This window comes from Sinorhizobium sp. M4_45 (assembly GCF_002885915.1).
GTDB lineage: Bacteria > Pseudomonadota > Alphaproteobacteria > Rhizobiales > Rhizobiaceae > Sinorhizobium > Sinorhizobium meliloti_A.
Window position 1 is genome coordinate 239,858 of record NZ_NWVE01000001.1, and the last position, 16,435, is coordinate 256,292.

17 protein-coding genes are annotated in these 16,435 nt (G+C 63.4%); 8 read left to right on the forward strand and 9 right to left on the reverse strand.

All coding sequences use genetic code 11. The features are described 5' to 3' along the window. Positions 1-310: 310 nt before the first annotated feature. The 4 genes from CN933_RS01165 (at position 311) to CN933_RS01180 (ending at position 4,284) form a co-directional block, all read left to right on the forward strand. Positions 311-1,267 carry a helix-turn-helix domain-containing protein gene (locus tag CN933_RS01165; protein WP_018095649.1) on the forward strand — a complete coding sequence of 319 codons (957 nt, stop codon included), beginning with the start codon at positions 311-313 and terminating at the stop codon, positions 1,265-1,267. Positions 1,268-1,404: 137 nt separating this feature from the next. Beyond that, on the forward strand, positions 1,405-2,913 hold the full coding sequence (gene adh, locus CN933_RS01170; RefSeq protein ID WP_018095648.1) for an aldehyde dehydrogenase: 1,509 nt from the start codon (positions 1,405-1,407) through the stop codon (positions 2,911-2,913). Positions 2,914-3,004: 91 nt separating this feature from the next. Further along, entirely contained in the window at positions 3,005-3,382 is a 378-nt protein-coding gene (locus tag CN933_RS01175; protein ID WP_018095647.1) for a DUF779 domain-containing protein, read from the forward strand. 71 nt (positions 3,383-3,453) lie between these two features. After that, complete coding sequence (locus tag CN933_RS01180) at positions 3,454-4,284, forward strand: isocitrate lyase/PEP mutase family protein (protein WP_026168664.1); 831 nt, start codon at positions 3,454-3,456, stop codon at positions 4,282-4,284. Between the two features lie 40 nt (positions 4,285-4,324). Here the strand turns inward: CN933_RS01180 and CN933_RS01185 are convergent, their stop codons facing one another. The 6 genes from CN933_RS01185 to lgt all read right to left on the reverse strand — a co-directional run bounded on the left by CN933_RS01185 (position 4,325) and on the right by lgt (position 10,750). After that, entirely contained in the window at positions 4,325-5,257 is a 933-nt protein-coding gene (locus CN933_RS01185) for a ribose-phosphate pyrophosphokinase (RefSeq protein ID WP_018095645.1), read from the reverse strand. A gap of 286 nt (positions 5,258-5,543) precedes the next feature. Next, a complete protein-coding gene (locus CN933_RS01190; RefSeq protein ID WP_018095644.1) occupies positions 5,544-6,425 on the reverse strand; it encodes a hypothetical protein in 882 nt (293 codons plus the stop codon). Positions 6,426-6,682: 257 nt separating this feature from the next. Next, positions 6,683-7,834, reverse strand: a complete 1,152-nt coding sequence (locus CN933_RS01195) for a M24 family metallopeptidase (RefSeq protein ID WP_018095643.1) — start codon at positions 7,832-7,834, stop codon at positions 6,683-6,685. A gap of 1 nt (position 7,835) precedes the next feature. Continuing rightward, on the reverse strand, positions 7,836-8,630 hold the full coding sequence (gene pgeF / locus CN933_RS01200) for a peptidoglycan editing factor PgeF (protein ID WP_018095642.1): 795 nt from the start codon (positions 8,628-8,630) through the stop codon (positions 7,836-7,838). Positions 8,631-8,792: 162 nt separating this feature from the next. Next, positions 8,793-9,896, reverse strand: coding sequence for a class I SAM-dependent methyltransferase (locus tag CN933_RS01205; protein ID WP_018095641.1), 1,104 nt, complete (start codon positions 9,894-9,896; stop codon positions 8,793-8,795). An 11-nt stretch (positions 9,897-9,907) separates the two neighbouring features. After that, positions 9,908-10,750: a prolipoprotein diacylglyceryl transferase gene (gene lgt, locus CN933_RS01210; RefSeq protein ID WP_018095640.1), complete on the reverse strand. Its 843-nt coding sequence runs from the start codon at positions 10,748-10,750 to the stop codon at positions 9,908-9,910. 284 nt (positions 10,751-11,034) lie between these two features. On the opposite strand from lgt, the gene CN933_RS01215 reads away from it, so the two are divergent. The 4 genes from CN933_RS01215 (at position 11,035) to CN933_RS01230 (ending at position 13,566) form a co-directional block, all read left to right on the forward strand. Then, positions 11,035-11,322 (forward strand): accessory factor UbiK family protein, encoded by a 288-nt coding sequence (locus tag CN933_RS01215; RefSeq protein ID WP_033047342.1) that lies wholly within the window; start codon positions 11,035-11,037, stop codon positions 11,320-11,322. A 474-nt stretch (positions 11,323-11,796) separates the two neighbouring features. Next, positions 11,797-12,297 (forward strand): type III secretion system chaperone family protein, encoded by a 501-nt coding sequence (locus CN933_RS01220; RefSeq protein WP_018095638.1) that lies wholly within the window; start codon positions 11,797-11,799, stop codon positions 12,295-12,297. A gap of 1 nt (position 12,298) precedes the next feature. Further along, positions 12,299-13,117, forward strand: a complete 819-nt coding sequence (proC, locus tag CN933_RS01225) for a pyrroline-5-carboxylate reductase (protein ID WP_018095637.1) — start codon at positions 12,299-12,301, stop codon at positions 13,115-13,117. Positions 13,118-13,224: 107 nt separating this feature from the next. Beyond that, positions 13,225-13,566 (forward strand): tRNA-binding protein, encoded by a 342-nt coding sequence (locus CN933_RS01230; protein WP_018095636.1) that lies wholly within the window; start codon positions 13,225-13,227, stop codon positions 13,564-13,566. A 12-nt stretch (positions 13,567-13,578) separates the two neighbouring features. Here the strand turns inward: CN933_RS01230 and CN933_RS01235 are convergent, their stop codons facing one another. The 3 genes from CN933_RS01235 to CN933_RS01245 form a co-directional block, all read right to left on the reverse strand. Further along, positions 13,579-14,961 (reverse strand): ATP-binding protein, encoded by a 1,383-nt coding sequence (locus CN933_RS01235; protein WP_018095635.1) that lies wholly within the window; start codon positions 14,959-14,961, stop codon positions 13,579-13,581. Positions 14,962-14,994: 33 nt separating this feature from the next. Then, positions 14,995-15,696 (reverse strand): response regulator, encoded by a 702-nt coding sequence (locus CN933_RS01240; RefSeq protein ID WP_013844742.1) that lies wholly within the window; start codon positions 15,694-15,696, stop codon positions 14,995-14,997. Between the two features lie 217 nt (positions 15,697-15,913). After that, positions 15,914-16,432 (reverse strand): MarR family winged helix-turn-helix transcriptional regulator, encoded by a 519-nt coding sequence (locus CN933_RS01245; protein WP_018095634.1) that lies wholly within the window; start codon positions 16,430-16,432, stop codon positions 15,914-15,916. Between the last annotated feature and the right edge of the window lie 3 nt (positions 16,433-16,435).

Sequence of the window (16,435 nt, forward strand, 5' to 3'; positions counted from 1 at the left end):
ACCGGGTGTTGCGATAAGCGAGGTTCCCTGTCGAGTAGCATATCCTCGACGCCTGTCGATACCGATCTGACGGCGCGCGTCGAGGGCGGAGCGAAAAAACCTTCGTCTAGCTGGACCTCCCGCAGCATCGATGCCTATAGTTAGGCCGGGGGAATTGCGCCGTGGGGGAGAGTTCGGCGCCTGGTTCCGCCGAAGAACGCTGTCCAAGCGGAGGAGGGGAGCGCGGGTCTCGCCCGTGTGCCTTGCTTGCAAGCGTTGATCACGTCCACGGGCCGACAGGCCCGATCGCCGCGATCCAGGGAGGGAGCGAATGCCTTCGATCAGGGACCACTCCGAGCGGGTCTACCGCATCGCACATCAATCTTCCGCTGCGGTGACTTCGCCGGTCGCTGCATCGTGGCGCCGCTGCATGACGCTGCACGGCCTGGCGCCCGAGGAGGCGCGTTCGCCCTGGCGGCTTTCCGAGAGCGAGTTCCGGCTGGCGCGCGAAAGCTCCGGCGTCCTGATCGCGGAGGCGAAAGGCGAGCTCGACCGGCTGTTTGCCACGGTCGGAAAGGCCGGGTGCTGCCTGCTGCTGACCGACGGAAAGGGCGTTGCGCTGGAACGGCGCGGCGCCGGCGGCGACGATGCGGACTTTCGCGGTATCGGATTGTGGTCGGGAACCGTGTGGAGCGAGGCGAGCGTCGGGACCAATGGCATCGGTACGGCGATCGCGGACGAGCGTCCGGTCCTCATCCAGCGCGACCAACACTTCCTCAGCCGCAATATCGGCCTGAGCTGCGCGACGGCGCCGATCCGCGACGAGAGCGGCAAGCTCGCCGCGGCGATAGACATCTCCACCTGCCGCGACGACGCATCCGAGGCGACGCTTTCGATCCTCTCGCAGGCGGTGCGCGATGCCGCAGCGCGAATCGAGGCCAATCTTTTCCGCCGCGCTTTCGTCGGCGCTCGCATCGTTCTCGTACCGGTCGATCGGACGGGACCTGCACTGCTTGCGGTCGACCGTGACGATCTCGTTCTCGGCGCGACGCGAGCTGCCCGGCTGTGGCTCGGACTCGACGACGAGCGTATCGCCGCCGGCGTCCCGGCTTCCGACCTGCTTCAGGAAGACCTGCCTGGCGAGGGCGGCGAATTGCCGGACGCCGAACGTGCGGCGCTGCGCCGCGCGCTCTCTCGGGCGAAGGGTAATGTGTCGATGGCGGCCGATCTCCTCGGCATCAGCCGCGCGACCCTCTACCGCAAGATGAAGCGGCTTTCTCTCAACTGATCGATATGGACGTCGACCTGTCGCAATTCTGAAACAGTCGGTGCCATCAACCGCGGCGCCGCCCTACCGGAAAAGCGCGTTCGGCCTCACTCTCCTTCCACAGCAACCGCACCGCTGTCATCCAAGGGAGGAAGTCCATGCTGCATCAGAAGATCGTCGAGAACCCCTACAAGCAGAAATACGGAAACTTCATCGGCGGCGAATGGCGCGAGCCCGTTGCGGGCCGCTATTTCGACAACACGACGCCGATCACCGGCGGCACGCTTTGCCAGGTCGCGCGTTCGGACGCCGCCGACATCGAGCTTGCTCTCGACGCGGCGCACGCCGCAAGGGAGAAATGGGGCCGGAGTTCGGCGACGGAGCGGTCCAACATCCTGATGAAGATCGCCGCCCGCATGGAGGACAATCTGGAGCTTCTGGCACGGGCCGAAACCTGGGACAACGGCAAGCCGATCCGCGAGACGATGGCCGCCGACATTCCGTTGGCGATCGATCATTTTCGCTATTTCGCTGCCTGCATCCGTGCGCAGGAAGGTTCGATCGGCGAGATCGACCATGACACCGTCGCCTACCATTTCCACGAGCCGCTCGGCGTCGTCGGCCAGATCATTCCTTGGAACTTCCCGATCCTGATGGCCGCCTGGAAGCTTGCGCCGGCGCTTGCCGCGGGAAACTGCGTCGTGCTCAAACCGGCCGAGCAGACGCCGGGGTCGATCCTGGTCTGGGCGGAACTTATCGGCGACCTCCTGCCGCCGGGTGTCCTCAACATCGTCAACGGCTTCGGCCTCGAAGCGGGCAAGCCGCTCGCCACCAGCCCGCGCATCGCCAAGATCGCTTTTACCGGCGAGACGACGACCGGGCGGCTTATCATGCAATATGCCAGCCAGAACCTCATCCCGGTCACGCTGGAGCTCGGCGGAAAGTCGCCGAACATCTTCTTCGCGGACGTCGCCAGCGAGGACGACGACTTCTTCGACAAGGCGCTCGAGGGCTTCGCCATGTTCGCGCTGAACCAGGGCGAGGTCTGCACCTGCCCGAGCCGCGCGCTTGTCCAGGAGAGCATCTACGACAGCTTCATGGAGCGGGCGGTAAAGAGGGTCGAGGCGATCCGGCAGGGCAATCCGCTCGATGAAGCAACGATGATCGGTGCCCAGGCTTCGAGCGAACAGCTCGAGAAGATCCTCGCCTATATCGAAATCGGCAAGGAGGAAGGCGCCGAGGTGCTGACCGGCGGCGGGCGCAATGTGCTCGAAGGCGATCTCTCGGGCGGCTACTACGTCAAGCCGACCGTATTCCACGGCCACAACAGGATGCGCATCTTTCAGGAGGAGATTTTCGGGCCGGTCGTGTCGGTCACGACCTTCAAGACGGAAGCCGAGGCGCTGGAAATCGCCAATGACACGCTCTACGGGCTTGGCGCCGGCGTGTGGAGCCGCGATGCCAATCGCTGCTACCGCTTCGGCCGCGCGATCAAAGCGGGCCGCGTCTGGACAAATTGCTACCACGCCTATCCGGCGCACGCCGCCTTCGGCGGATACAAGCAATCCGGCATCGGGCGCGAGACGCACAAGATGATGCTGGACCATTATCAGCAGACGAAGAACATGCTGGTAAGCTACAGCCCGAAAGCGCTCGGCTTCTTCTGATCCGGCCGGGCCCCTGCCGGCCCGATCCTCGCGGCGGGCTCCCGATGCTTCATCGGGGGCCTTCCGGCTTCTGCGAATGAGGAGATGCAAAGTGAGCGACGGAGCAACGGAGCCGCGCGTGCTTGCGACGGATGCGGCGATCGACCTCATCCGCGAAATCCGGCGCGATCATCCGGATATACTCTTTCACCAGTCGGGCGGCTGCTGCGACGGCTCGTCGCCGATGTGCTACCCGGCGGACGATTATATCGTCGGCGACAACGACGTGAAGCTCGGCGAGATCGACGGCGTGCCCGTCTATATCAGCTCGAGTCAGTACGAGGTCTGGAAGCACACGCAGCTGATCATCGACGTCGTGCCCGGCAGGGGCGGCATGTTTTCGCTGGATAACGGCCGGGAGAAGCGGTTCCTCACCCGCTCGCGCCTGTTTGGTGGGGGCGAGGCTTGCCCGGTGCAGCCCCGCGGTTGACTACGGGAAATTTGTCCGCGTGTTTTCGTTTCATGCTATCGCTGGTTATCTTCAAGCGACGGATGGCGGGCATGGGCAAGCAGCAAGACAAGCACCTGAAATTCCGCGCATTGCACGATCGCGAGGGCGCTTTCGTTATTCCAAATCCCTGGGATGCAGGGTCTGCGCGCATTCTCGCGGCGGTCGGCTTCGAGGCGCTGGCGACGACGAGCGCGGGGCTTGCGTTTTCCATCGGCCGGAGGGATTCGGCGGCGGCTCTCTCGCGCGACGTCATATTGCAGAATGCCCGCGATATCGTCGAGGCGACCGAATTGCCGGTGTCCGCGGATCTGGAGGACGGCTTCGGTAAGGATCCGCTGTGCTGTGCCGAGACGATTTCACTGGCGGCAGGCGTCGGGCTCGTCGGTGGTTCGATCGAAGACGCAACCGGTGATGCCGCCGATCCCGTCTTCGAGTTCGGCCTGGCCGTTGAACGTGTTGCCGCTGCCGCAGAGGAAGCCCGCAAGCACCCCTTCGTCCTCACCGCGCGCGCCGAGAACTTCCTGTGCGGACGGCCTGACCTCGACGATACCATCCGGCGCCTCGTCGCGTTCGAGGAGGCCGGTGCGGATGTCCTCTATGCGCCGGGGCTGCCCGACATCGAAGCGATCCGAACGGTCTGCTCTGCCGTCAAGCGCCCGGTCAATGTGGTCATGGGGCTCGCCGGGCAGGTCTACACAGTGGAACAACTGCAGGAAGCGGGCGTGAAGCGCATCAGTGTCGGCGGCTCTTTTGCTCGGGCTGCCCTTGCCGCACTCATGAGCGCGGCGCGAGAGGTCAAGGAGCACGGCACTTTCACCTATGCGAAAAGTGCCATGCCGGCCCGCGAGGCGGCATCATACATGCTGGACGTCAAGAGATGAACGACGTCCGCGTCTGGTGAGACGCGCGGCGTCGTAAACGTCAATCGAACAGGCTCGATACCGATTCTTCCTGGCTCGTGCGGCTGATCGCCTCGCCGAGCAGCGCGGCGGTCGAGATCACACGGATATTGTGCGCCGACTGCACTGCCGTCGTCGGCTGGATCGAATCGGTGATCACCAGTTCCTTCAACATCGAGGAGGTGACGCGCGCGACTGCGCCGCCGGACAGGACGCCGTGGGTGATATAGGCGGTGACGCTGGTCGCGCCGTTCTTCAGCAGTGCCTCGGCGGCGTTGCAGAGCGTACCGCCGGAATCGACGATATCGTCGATGAGGAGGCAGTCCTTGCCGTTGACTTCGCCGATGACGTTCATCACTTCCGATTCACCGGGGCGGTCGCGACGCTTGTCGACGATCGCCAGCAGACAGTCCAGCCGCTTGGCGAGCGCCCGGGCACGCACGACGCCGCCGACATCCGGCGAAACGACCATGACGTTCTTGAGATTGTAGTTCTCCTTGACGTCTCGCGCGAGGATCGGAACGGCATAGAGGTTGTCGGTCGGGATATCGAAGAAGCCCTGGATCTGCCCGGCGTGCAGGTCGAGGGTCAGAACACGGTCGGCACCGGCTTCGGTAATGAGATTGGCGACCAGCTTGGCGGAGATCGGCGTGCGAGGACCGGGTTTTCGATCCTGCCGGGCATAGCCGAAATAGGGAAGGACGGCGGTGATGCGGCGAGCCGAGGAGCGCCGGACCGCGTCGATCATGATGAGGAGTTCCATCAGATGATCGTTGGTCGGGAAGGAGGTCGACTGGACGATGAAGACGTCCTCGCCGCGCACGTTCTCGCCGATCTCGACGAAGATTTCCTGATCGGCGAAGCGCCTTACTGTGGCTTTGCCGAGCGGCAGGTTGAGATAGTTGCAGATCGCTTCGGCCAGCAGCCGGTTCGAATTGCCTGCGAAAACCTTCATTGACGGTCCGCCTTGAGCTGGCGCGGCCACGTCCGGTCGTCCGGGGGGTGGGTTCTCCGCGCAGATTCCGTGAGCCATTCCGATTGCGGGCAATCACTGCGGACGGCCGCTGTCAGAGCTGATCGGCCGCTTTTTAGCGTCCTTGAAGGTGAATGCAAGGGGATTGCTGCGGCGCAACGCTCAATATCCGAAAAACTTTGCGCCAGCCGGCCAGGATGACGGCGATTCCGGGCCGATTGGCCGAAAATCGGAAAGCGCGGGGGAAAGCGGAGCCCGAGCGGAGGCGCTATCCAGCGGTCGACCGACGCCATTCGATATAGGCGTCGATCGTCTGGCTGGCGATCGCCTCCATCGTTTCTGCCGGGACGGCGCTCCAGGGGTCGGCCGCCGTGTTTGCAACGGAGTCCTGTCCCTGGATGCGGTGCAGGCGATTGCCGCTGCCGTCGAGTATGTCCCAGACATAGACGACCGTCGTCTTGCCGCCGTCGTTGAGCGCTGAAAAATATCCCTTGAGGATATGGTCGCTGGTTTTGTCGGTCGAGCTCTTGATTGCGAGGCCCTGACTGCGCGCCGAAGCTCCGAGCTGCTTCGACAGCGGCGTGACCGCCTGGACCGGCGCGCCGATGATCGGCAGAAAACGGATTCCGCCCGAGCCGGTCGCAGCTGCCGCAGGCGATGCGGCGGCTTGCTGCGTCTGCGCGGGCGCCTGCGTCGTTTCGACCGGTGTGGGCTGCTCCTCGCCGCCATTGTCCTGCGTCGCGTCTTCCACGGGCGGTGCCTGATGCCGGGCGATCCGGGCGGGCGCCGCCTGAGGCTGCGTCGTCTGTACCGGTGCTTCACCGCCGGCGAGACGGTTTGCCTGGCCTTCCAGCGTGCCGGCCGGGTCGGTGTAGTCGCTATAGCCGACATTGTCGGCGGCGTGCTGCGGAGGCGGGCTCGAAATGTTCGGCTGTGCCGCGAAGGCGGCGGAGCGGCCCGGCGGCACGCTTTCCACCGGCATCACCGCGGTCTGCGCCGACATGGAGTCGAGATCCGACTGGGTCACTGGAGGGGAGCGGAAAGTGCCTTCGCCCACATCCACCTGCGGGATCAGGGCGTCTGTCGTGTTGCAGCCGGCCAAGGCTGCGGCAAGGCCAAGGCTGGCGATCGGATTGATCTGCTTGCGCATCGTTCCCACCGTCTCCGCTAGATCACGATGATTTTAGGTCGAGCCGACTAAAATCATGACCGTGATCGCTTCCAAAGAGCGAGAGCGGGACGCGGGCGGAAAACCGCACGCACTTTTCCTCATCCCGCTCTCGAACATCCCGGCGCCGGATGCGGCGGCTGCAGCGCCGCGCGCCCCGCGGGACGCGCAAAGTCGCTGCAGCAGGATCAGCCGCCGGCGCGTTCTTCACTTTCGACGGAAATCATAGGGCGATTTCCTTACGCAGATATGAAGTCCAGTCCGTAGCGCGAGAGCGGGCGGGGGGTGTCGGCCGTGGTGAGATAGGTCTGGCCGAGCGTCATGGCGGTACCGCTGTCCGAATCCATGATGATCATGTGGACGAAGAGGGACATGTCCGGCTCGATCTCCTGCGGATTGCCGATATGGAACATCTGGTGTTCCATCCAGGAGGGCGAGAAGCGTGCGCCGAGCGAATAGCCGCAGGCGTTCAGACGGTGCCGGGCAAGGCCGCGCTCGTCCATGATCTTCGCATGCACGTCGAAGACGGTCCCGAAGGTATTGCCGGGTCGAAGCACCATTTCGATCGCCTGGATCGTTTCCCGACAGGCGCTGTAAAGCTCGCGGTGACGGTTGGTGGGCTCGCCGATCACGACCGTGCGCATCATCGCCGCATGGTAATGGGCGCTGACACCGGCCCATTCGAGCGTGAGCTGATCGTTGGCGTCGAGGTTGCGCCGGCCGGCCTTGTAGCGGCAGAGCAGTGCGTCGGCCCCGGAACCGATGATGAACTCATTGGCCGGATAGTCGCCGCCGCCGGCAAAAACGGCACCCTGCATGGCCGCGAGGATATCCGCCTCGCTGCCGCCCGGGCGGATGAGTGGCAGCGCCGCGTCGAGCGCGTCGTCTGCAAGGCTCGCCGCCTTCTCGACATAAGCGATCTCCGCCGGGCTCTTGATCAGACGCAGGCGGCTGACGAGCAGCGACGCGTCGACCAGTTCCCCGAAAGTGGAGAGCTGGTGGTCGACGAGGCGCGCCGTTCTTCCGGTCATGCCGTGGGTGTCGTATTCGACGCCGATGCGGCGGCCGAGGAGATCGAGCTCACTGAGCAGATTCTTGAGGTCCATGGCCGGATCGGCATTGACCCGATCCACCCATATTTCGATGCGCTCGATATTCGACGTATGACGCGCCTGGCGCAGGTCGGCCGAACGGGTGAGCAGGACCATGGAACCATCCCGCTTGACCACCAGCGACTGGAAGAAGCAATAGCCGAAGGTGTCGTAGCCGGTCAGCCAGTACATGCTCTCCTGCGCGAAGAGCAGTATCGCGTCGAGCTTTTCTTCCTGCATCTTGGCCGTGAGCCGCGCCAGGCGGGCCGCATATTCTTCTTCGGCGAAATGAAGCGCCATCTCAAACCTCCCGTATGGAAATCGCTGATATCTGCCGCCCGTAATCAGGCTCCTGCCTGTGCGTCGTACGGCGATAGGAGAAGAAGCGGTCTTCGTCCGCATAGGTGCAGATGCCGAGGTTTTCCGCCGTCACGCCGGCCTCGGCCAACCGCCGGACCGTCAATCCGGGAAGGTCGAACATGGCGTGGCCGTCGCGGCCCGACGGCGTGAAAAACGACGCATAGCTTGCCTCGGTGGCGACGAAGCGGGCTACGAATTCGGGGCCGACCTCATAGTGGCTCCGGCTGATCGACGGTCCGAGACAGGCGATGATGCGCTCGCGGCGGGCGCCGAGCGAGATCATCGCTTCGACGGTGCTTTCGAGCACGCCACCGAGCGCGCCCTTCCATCCGGCATGGGCGGCACCGATGACGCCTGCTTCCGGATCGGCGAAAAGGACCGGACCGCAGTCGGCGGAGAGAACGCCGAGGACGATGCCGGGCGTTGCCGTTACCAGAGCATCGGCATCCGGCCGCGCGCCGTCGTAACCGGCGTCGACGATGATCGCGTCCGGCGAATGGACCTGGTGCACCGTGGCAAGTTGTCGTGGCTCCGCGTCGAACCAGCGGGCGACCCGGGCTCGGTTCTCGCCGACCCGTTCCCGCTCGTCGTTCGAGCCGAGACCGACATTCAAACCGCGGTAGATGCCCTCGGAAACGCCTCCCTGGCGCGTGAAATAACCGTGTGCGATTGCCGGGCCTGCCTTTGCGGCGAAGAGCGGGCTCTGCACAGGGGATAGCGAGGCATCATCCTGCATTCGGTGTTTTCGCCCTCGTGATTTTCTAAGCTTCGTTGGAATTGAGGGCGCGTTGCGGCCCGTCGACTTGCAGCTGATTTGCCGGCGCGATGTTGACCCGGCAGGCGGGGACTGTCAATCGCCCTGCCGAGCCGAGGAACGCGAGGCGGTGCACGGCCGGCGCTAAGACGCCTTCTTGTGGAAGGGCGCCAGGGCGACTTCCGGACTGCTTACCACCAGCACCTTGAACAGCTCCCCCATCCTGCCCGCGCCGGAGCCCGCAAGCCGCTCGACATCGTCGCGGATGCTTTCCTGGGTCGTGTCGTCCTTGTCCCGGCCGAGTGCCGCGGCGCGTTCCAGGAGTCCGAGGCCGACCAGGAAATCACCCTGACGGGCAAGTCCGTTGATCTGCACGCCCTCCGCTTTCGCACGGCTCGCCAACTGCTCGAAATCGACATGGCTGGTCAGGTCGGCGAGACCGGGATTGGCAAGCGGCGGATCATATTCGTGATTGCGGACGGCCTGCAGCGTGTCGCCGTAGCCGGTCGCCAGATGACCGTAGTCGATGATGATCGCCGTGCCGCTGCCGGCGCGGAGGCGCTCGCAGAGCGCGGCCATCACCGCGTCGCGGGCAGGGGAGATTTCGAAGATCGTGCCTTCCGCGACGGTTGGCGCGGGAGAGGGCAGCAATGCGGGATCAATGCCGGCAATGCCTGCGGCAAAGGTCAATCGGCCCTCCGCATCGAGGCCGACCATGCGCTCACGGAAGCCCTGTGCGGTCCGCACGAACTGACGGATCGGAATTGCATCGAAAAGCTCGTTCGCAGCCAGGAGCAGGAATCCGGAGGGAAGGCTGTCGAAGCTCTCATGCCAGCGGACCTTGCCTTCGTGTTCGGCCAAGGTCTCGGCCTGCAGCTTGCGAAGCCGGTCGCTGGTTTCGACGAGATGAACGGTTGTGGTCCGGTACAGCGCCGGCGCCAGCCGCCGGATGACGCGGAGCATGTCGGACATCATCGTGCCGCGGCCCGGACCGATCTCGGCGATAATCGCGTCCTCAGGCGTGCCGTGCTGCTGCCATGCATGCACGAGGAATATGCCGATCATCTCGCCGAAGAGCTGGCTGATCTCCGGCGCGGTGGTGAAATCCCCCGCCCGCCCGAACGGTTCGCGGACGCGATAGTAGCCATGCTGCGGATCGGCAAGGCAGAGGGAGAAATAGTCGGTCACGCTGATCGGTCCGTTGGTCCGGATCAGCGCCTTGACCTTGTCGGCGAGAGGATTCGTCATGACTTGTCCAGTCAAGCGGCGGCAGCCGCGCTGTGCGCCCGCGCAATGGCCCAGATTCCGACCAGTAGCATGGGCAGTGAAAGTACCATGCCCATGGTAAGCCAGTCCCCCGCAAGATAGCCGATCTGTGCGTCCGGTTCGCGGAAGAATTCCACGAAAATGCGGCTCGCGGCATAGCCGCAGACGAAGATGCCGGTGACAAGGCCGGGTATTTTCAAGGCTCTGCGGCGATAGACGAACCAGGCGAGCACGACCAGAAGCACGATGCCTTCGAGGGCCGCCTCGTAAAGCTGACTGGGATGACGGGCGAAGGGGCCTCCCGTCGGGAAGACGACCGCCCAGGGCATCGAGGACAGGCGGCCCCAGAGTTCTCCATTGATGAAATTGGCGATGCGCCCGAAGAAGAGCCCGATCGGCACCACTGTTGCCACGACGTCGAACAGGCTCCAGAGGGGGATGGCGTTCCTGCGCGCAAAGATGATCATCGCCAGCGTGGTGCCGAGAAGGCCGCCATGGAAGGACATGCCGCCGTTCCAGATCTGGATCGCGCGGACGGGATTCTCGAGGATGGAGCCGAGATCGTAGAAAAGGATGTAGCCGATGCGCCCGCCAAGCACGATGCCGCCGGCCGCCCAGAGCAGGAAGTCGTCAAGCTGCGCCAGGTTGAGGGGGGCGATGCCGTTGCGCCAGAGCGAAGCGTTCTGGATTATGCGGCGCGCATAGAGCCATCCGAGGAGTATCCCCGCGACATAGGCGAGCCCGTACCAGCGCACGGCGAGCGGCCCTATCGTGAAGATGACGGGGTCGATTTCGGGGAAGGGCAGGATGGCGAGGCGGGTCGCGATTGTTTCCAAGGTCTTCTCTCGTGCCGGACCGATGATTTCGGCGGAACATGACGAGCGAATCCGGCGCGGTCAAGCACCCGCTGCCGCCGCGCAACGACGCCCCAGCCTCTTCGAACGTAGAAAGGTGGCCGCAGCACGCTATACTGCCCCATCGCCCCATCGCAGATTAAAGGGTCCTGGAGAACGTTGAGCGGCGTCACGGACGTCATTTTCCTTGCATCCTCACGCCGGGGACCCTACCTGAAATTATGAGCTCCGCCGCATGTGGCGGGATGGAAATGGAGACCAGAAAGATGAGCACAGGCGCCAACCGTATTCTCGATGATCTCGCTCGGCTGATGACGGATGCGGCGGGCGCGGCACAAGGGGTGCGGCGCGAGGTCGAGGCGGCATTCCGGGCGCAAACCGAAAACTGGCTGAATTCTCTCGATGTCGTGAAGCGCGAGGAGTTCGAGGCGGTCAAGGAAATGGCCGCACGGGCACGGGACGAAAACGACGCTCTCCTTGCTCGCATCGAAGCGCTGGAAGCACGCATGGCCGCGACCGGTCCGGCAGCCGGCGACATCACGACGGGCAAGTAAAAACCTGCCGCAGGTCGGCTTTCGATCGCCGTCTACCCTCGAGCCGCGTGCCTTTCCGGCTCTCACGGATGCGAATGCGGCGCGGGGCCAATCGGCCACCCCGCCGTCGCCCGGCGCATTTCACTTCGTCAGCGTCACGGTTAACAAAAACTGAAAAGTTTTCCACCTGTGGACACTGGCAAAAAACCTTTATCGCAGAGTCGTTTAAGCAGCCGCGCTGAATCAGATTCATAGCGCGGGGCGCAATTCTTCCCGGCAATTTTTAGGCTCGGGGGCTGGCACGCTGACTCCGCCGTTATACACTGATTTTAAATGATGATTCGACACGGACCAAGCAAGCTCCGGGCAGGGTGAGTAAGCCAGGATAGTCGCAGGTCCAGCAATCATAGTGTGTTCGTATCCGGTATTGGGTTTGCAGTGTTGCGTCCTGTGAGCGTGACTTTGTGCGCCTTAGCCGCGCCTTTAGGGTGATGCATGAGCCTTTTGGAAATGGAAGTCGAGCGCCAGTCCAACCCGGTCGATATGATCGAGTTCGTTGCCGCGAACAATGACTGGTCGTTCGAGCGATCCGGCGAGGACGAGATTGCCATGACCGTCGAAGGCAGGTGGGCGGACTACCACGTTTCCTTTTCCTGGATGGAGGAGTTCGAGGCGCTGCATCTGGCCTGCGCCTTCGACATCAAGGTGCCGGACAGCCGCGCAAACGAGGTGATACGACTTCTGTCCCATATCAACGGCCAGGTGCTGATGGGTCATTTCGATCTTTGGCGCCAAGAAGAAGTCATCATCTTCCGGCAATCTCTGTTGCTCGCCGGTGGAGCGGAACCGACGAACCAGCAGGTCGAGGTGCTCCTGTCGAACGCGCTCGACGCCTGCGAGTCCTATTTCCAAGCGTTCCAGTTCGTCGTTTGGTCGGGCATGGATGCGCAGCGCGCGGTCGATGCGGTATTGTTCGAGACCGTTGGGGAGGCATGAAGTGAGCTTTGCCGTTTCGGGTCCGATCGTGCTCGTCGGCGCCGGCAATATGGGCGGCGCCATGCTCGCGGGCTGGCTGAAGAGCGGAGTGCGCGGCAACGACGTTCTCGTCATCGATCCGGGCCCGTCACCGGCGATGGCAAAGCTGCTCGCGGATAGCGGTGTGCAACATGTGACCTCCGCTCCGGCGGGCGCCGAGGCGGGCGCGATCTTCATCGCGGTCAAGCCGCAGGTGATGGAAACGGTGCTGCCACCCCTGAAAGGGCTCGTCGGTCCGCAAACCGTGATCGTTTCGGTGGCCGCCGGCAAGACGCTCCGTTTCATCGAACGGCACCTGGGTGAGGCGGCGACGGTGCGCGCCATGCCGAATACGCCAGCCATGATCGGACGTGGTGTGACCGGCGCCTTCGCGAATGCGCGCGTCAGCGATGCTCAGCGCGCCCTGGTGCATGATCTGCTGAAAGTCAGCGGCCCCGTCGAATGGGTCGGGAGCGAAGCGGATATCGATGCCGTGACCGCCGTCTCCGGCAGCGGCCCGGCCTATGTGTTTTATCTCGTCGAGTGCATGGCGGAGGCCGGGCGCAAGGCCGGACTCGAGGCGGACCTAGCCATGCGTCTTGCTCGGGAAACCGTCGCGGGGGCTGGTGAACTCCTCCATCAGTCCCCCGACGATGCAGCGCGCCTGCGCCAGAACGTCACTTCGCCCGGCGGTACCACGGCGGCTGCACTGGCGGTATTGATGGCGGATGACGGCATGCAGCCGCTCTTCGACCGGGCCATTGAGGCGGCGCGCAAGCGCGCGGAAGAACTGGCCGGGTAATTCCAGGCGAGACGGCGCGTCTCGCAGTTCACTCTGAAGTTGTCGCAATCGTTCACGTTTCCGGTCGTACGTCGAATCGACCCATCGACGTGATCCGGGGAACATTCATGACTGAAATCATTTCCTACGCCGATTTCGAACGCGTCGACATACGTGTCGGTACAATCGTGGAAGCGGAACCCTTTCCCGAGGCGCGCAAGCCGGCAATCAAGCTCAAGATCGATTTCGGTCCTGACATCGGCATCAGGAAATCCTCCGCGCAAATCACGGCGCACTACAAGCCCGAGGAACTCGTCGGCAGGCAGGTTCTGGGTGTCGTCAATTTCCCGCCGCGCCAGATCGGCCCCGTCCGTTCCGAGGTGCTCACGCTCGGCTTCGAAGACGAGGCCGGTGCGATCGTGCTCGCATCCACCGACAAGCCGGTGCCGAACGGCAAGAAGCTGATGTGAACGTCCCCGAATTTACGTCGGCACACGCACCGTCGCGCGCAGGCCGCCGAGGGGGCTGTCTGCGAGCGTGACATTGCCGCCATGGCTGCGGGCGATGTCGCGGGCCACGGCAAGGCCGAGGCCCGTGCCGGAACTGTCGAGATTGCGGGCTTCGTCCAGGCGGAAGAACGGTTTGAACACGTCTTCGCGTGACCGCTCGGGAATGCCCGGACCGTCGTCATCGACTGTGATGGTCAGCCATTTCGCGCTCTGGCGGGCCTCGATATGCACGGTGTTCGCATAGCGATAGGCGTTGGATGCGAGATTGGAGATGAGCCGCGTGAAGGCGTTCGGCCTCACGTGAATCTCGTTCTCGCCCTGGATCGCGGTCGTCAGCGTCTTGCCGTACAACTCCGCCTCCGCCGAAAGCCGCGCCATCAGATCGCTGAGTTTCAGTTGGCCGACATCCTCTTCCGCGTCTCCTCGGGCGAAGGCGAGATAGCCTTCCAGCATGTTCTGCATGTCCTCCACGTCCTGGTTGAGGCTTTCGAGGTCCGGATTGTTGCCCACAATTGCCAGCTGCAGCTTGAACCGGGTCAGGATCGTCCTCAAGTCGTGGCTGACGCCGGTCAGCATCGCGGTGCGCTGTTCGATCTGGCGCTCGATCCGCTCGCGCATCAGGATGAAGGCGAGACCGGCCCGCCGAATTTCATTGGCACCCCGCGGTGCGAAATCGTCGATCTTCTGTCCCTTGCCGAAGCTCTCCGCTGCGCTGGCGAGCGCCAGGATCGGCCTGATCTGCCCGCGCAGGAAGAGAATCGCGATCGTCAGCAAGACGAGCGACGCGCCGACCATCCACACGAGGAAGATGTGTGTGTTCGATGCATAGGCCTGGTTGCGGCGGGCATAGACCCTGAGAATGCGGTCGTCTTCGAGCTTGATGCGAATTTCCACGATCTTGGAATTGCCGACCGTATCGATCCAGAAGGGACGCCGGATCTGGTCCGAAATCTCCTCGCTGAGGATCTGGTCGAGGATTTCGAAGAAGGGCTTGGGGCGCGGCGGCGGCAGCTCTCCGCCGGGCTCGACGGTTATGTTGAGGTCGAGCTGATCGCGGGCGATGCGGACGATCTGGTCGATATCGCCCTCCCGCGGGAAGGTGGTGATCAGGTCGACGATGGCGGCGATGTCGTTGGTCACCGCCGAGGAGAGGCGCTGGGTGACGAGTTGCCAGTGCCGCTCCATGAACACGAAGGCGACCACGGACTGCAGCAGCACCATCGGGATGACGACGATCAGAAGCGAGCGCGCGTAAAGACCCATCGGCAGCCGGCGCCGCAGCCAGCGGACCACGCGCTTCCAGCCGCCGTCCGCGGGTGTCGTTCCTTCGCGCTTCAAACCGTCAAAGCTTGCCATGGCCCTTGATCCGGCCCTCGTTTCTGCCCATCGTCAGTCAACGCTCAGCCGGTAACCGATGCCGCGAACGGTCTGCAGCCAGACGGGGTTGGAAGGATCGTCCTCGATTTTACGCCTTAGCCGGTTTATCTGCACGTCTATCGTCCGCTCGCCGACCTCGGCGTCGTCGCCGATCAGCTCGTGGCGCGGAATGGTTTCGCCGGCGCGCTGCGAAAACAGCGTCATGATCTCCTGCTCACGGTCGGTGAGGCGGATATGGTCGGCTCCGCGGCGCAATTCCTTGCGCACGACCGAGAAGGTGTAGGGCCCGAAAATAACCTGATCGACCTTATGTGTCTGTGTCGGCTGGTTGCGGCGCAGAATATTGTTGATGCGGAGCACGAGTTCGCGCGGCTCGAAAGGTTTCGGCAGGTAATCGTCGGCGCCCGCTTCTAGCCCTTCGATACGCGAATTCGCCTCCGCCAGCGCCGTCAGCATGATGATCGGCACCGACTTGATCTGCCTGAGACTTTGCGTCAGAGCGATGCCGCTTTCCCCCGGCATCATCACGTCGACGACCAGAAGATCGAAGTCGATTCCTATCAGCTTTCGCCGGGCCTCGTCGGCATCGGCTGCCGTCGTTACGCGAAATCCCTGTTCGACCAGATAGCGGTTGAGCAGGTCGCGGATGCGCCGGTCATCGTCGACGACCAGAAGATGTGCCGCATCGTCGGAGACTGTCGCCTTTGCTATCATCTTTCGGTACCCTCATTGCCCGTCAAGCCGGAAAGGCTGCGCCAAAAATGCCGGAGACCGTGCAGCACAGGCGCCGCGGTCTCCCATTCTCATTCAAGGGGCTACCCGTTCTGCCACGAACGACGAGCCGACGTCCAATCAGACGCGCACAGGTCGCGTAACATTTTGAATCGTTGTGTGACTCTCGGGCGGCTTCCCTGCAGCGCCGCACAGTGAATCAGCCCGCAACGTCGTTCATCATGTTGGCGAGAAACCGCTTCACGGTTTCCCGTGCACCCGGTCCGGCCCTTGCCAATGCATCCGCTATGCGGCGGGACTGTGGTTCGGCAAGCGCCCGCGCCAGGGCCTGGCCTTCCGGCGTCGTGTAGAGCATGCGCTGCCGCCGGTCTTCGGGACCGGTTACCTGCCGGATATAGCCGGAATCGATCAACTGCTTGAGGACACGGGCAAGGCTCTGCTTGGTGATCTTCAGCGTTTCGAGAAGGTCCGCGACCGTCATGCCGGGTTCGCGGTTGACGAAATGCACGACGCGATGATGCGCGCGGCCGAATCCGCTCTTCTCGAGAATGGCGTCCGGGTCGCCGGTGAAGTCGCGATAGGCAAAGAAAAGCAACTCGATGATCTCGAAATCTATCGTGTCCACATCTTCGCCAGCGCTGTCGCTTACGCTCTTGTTCCTGATCTGGCCGACCACGCGGTCATATCCTTTCAATCGAAAATGCCGTTCGCGAAACATACC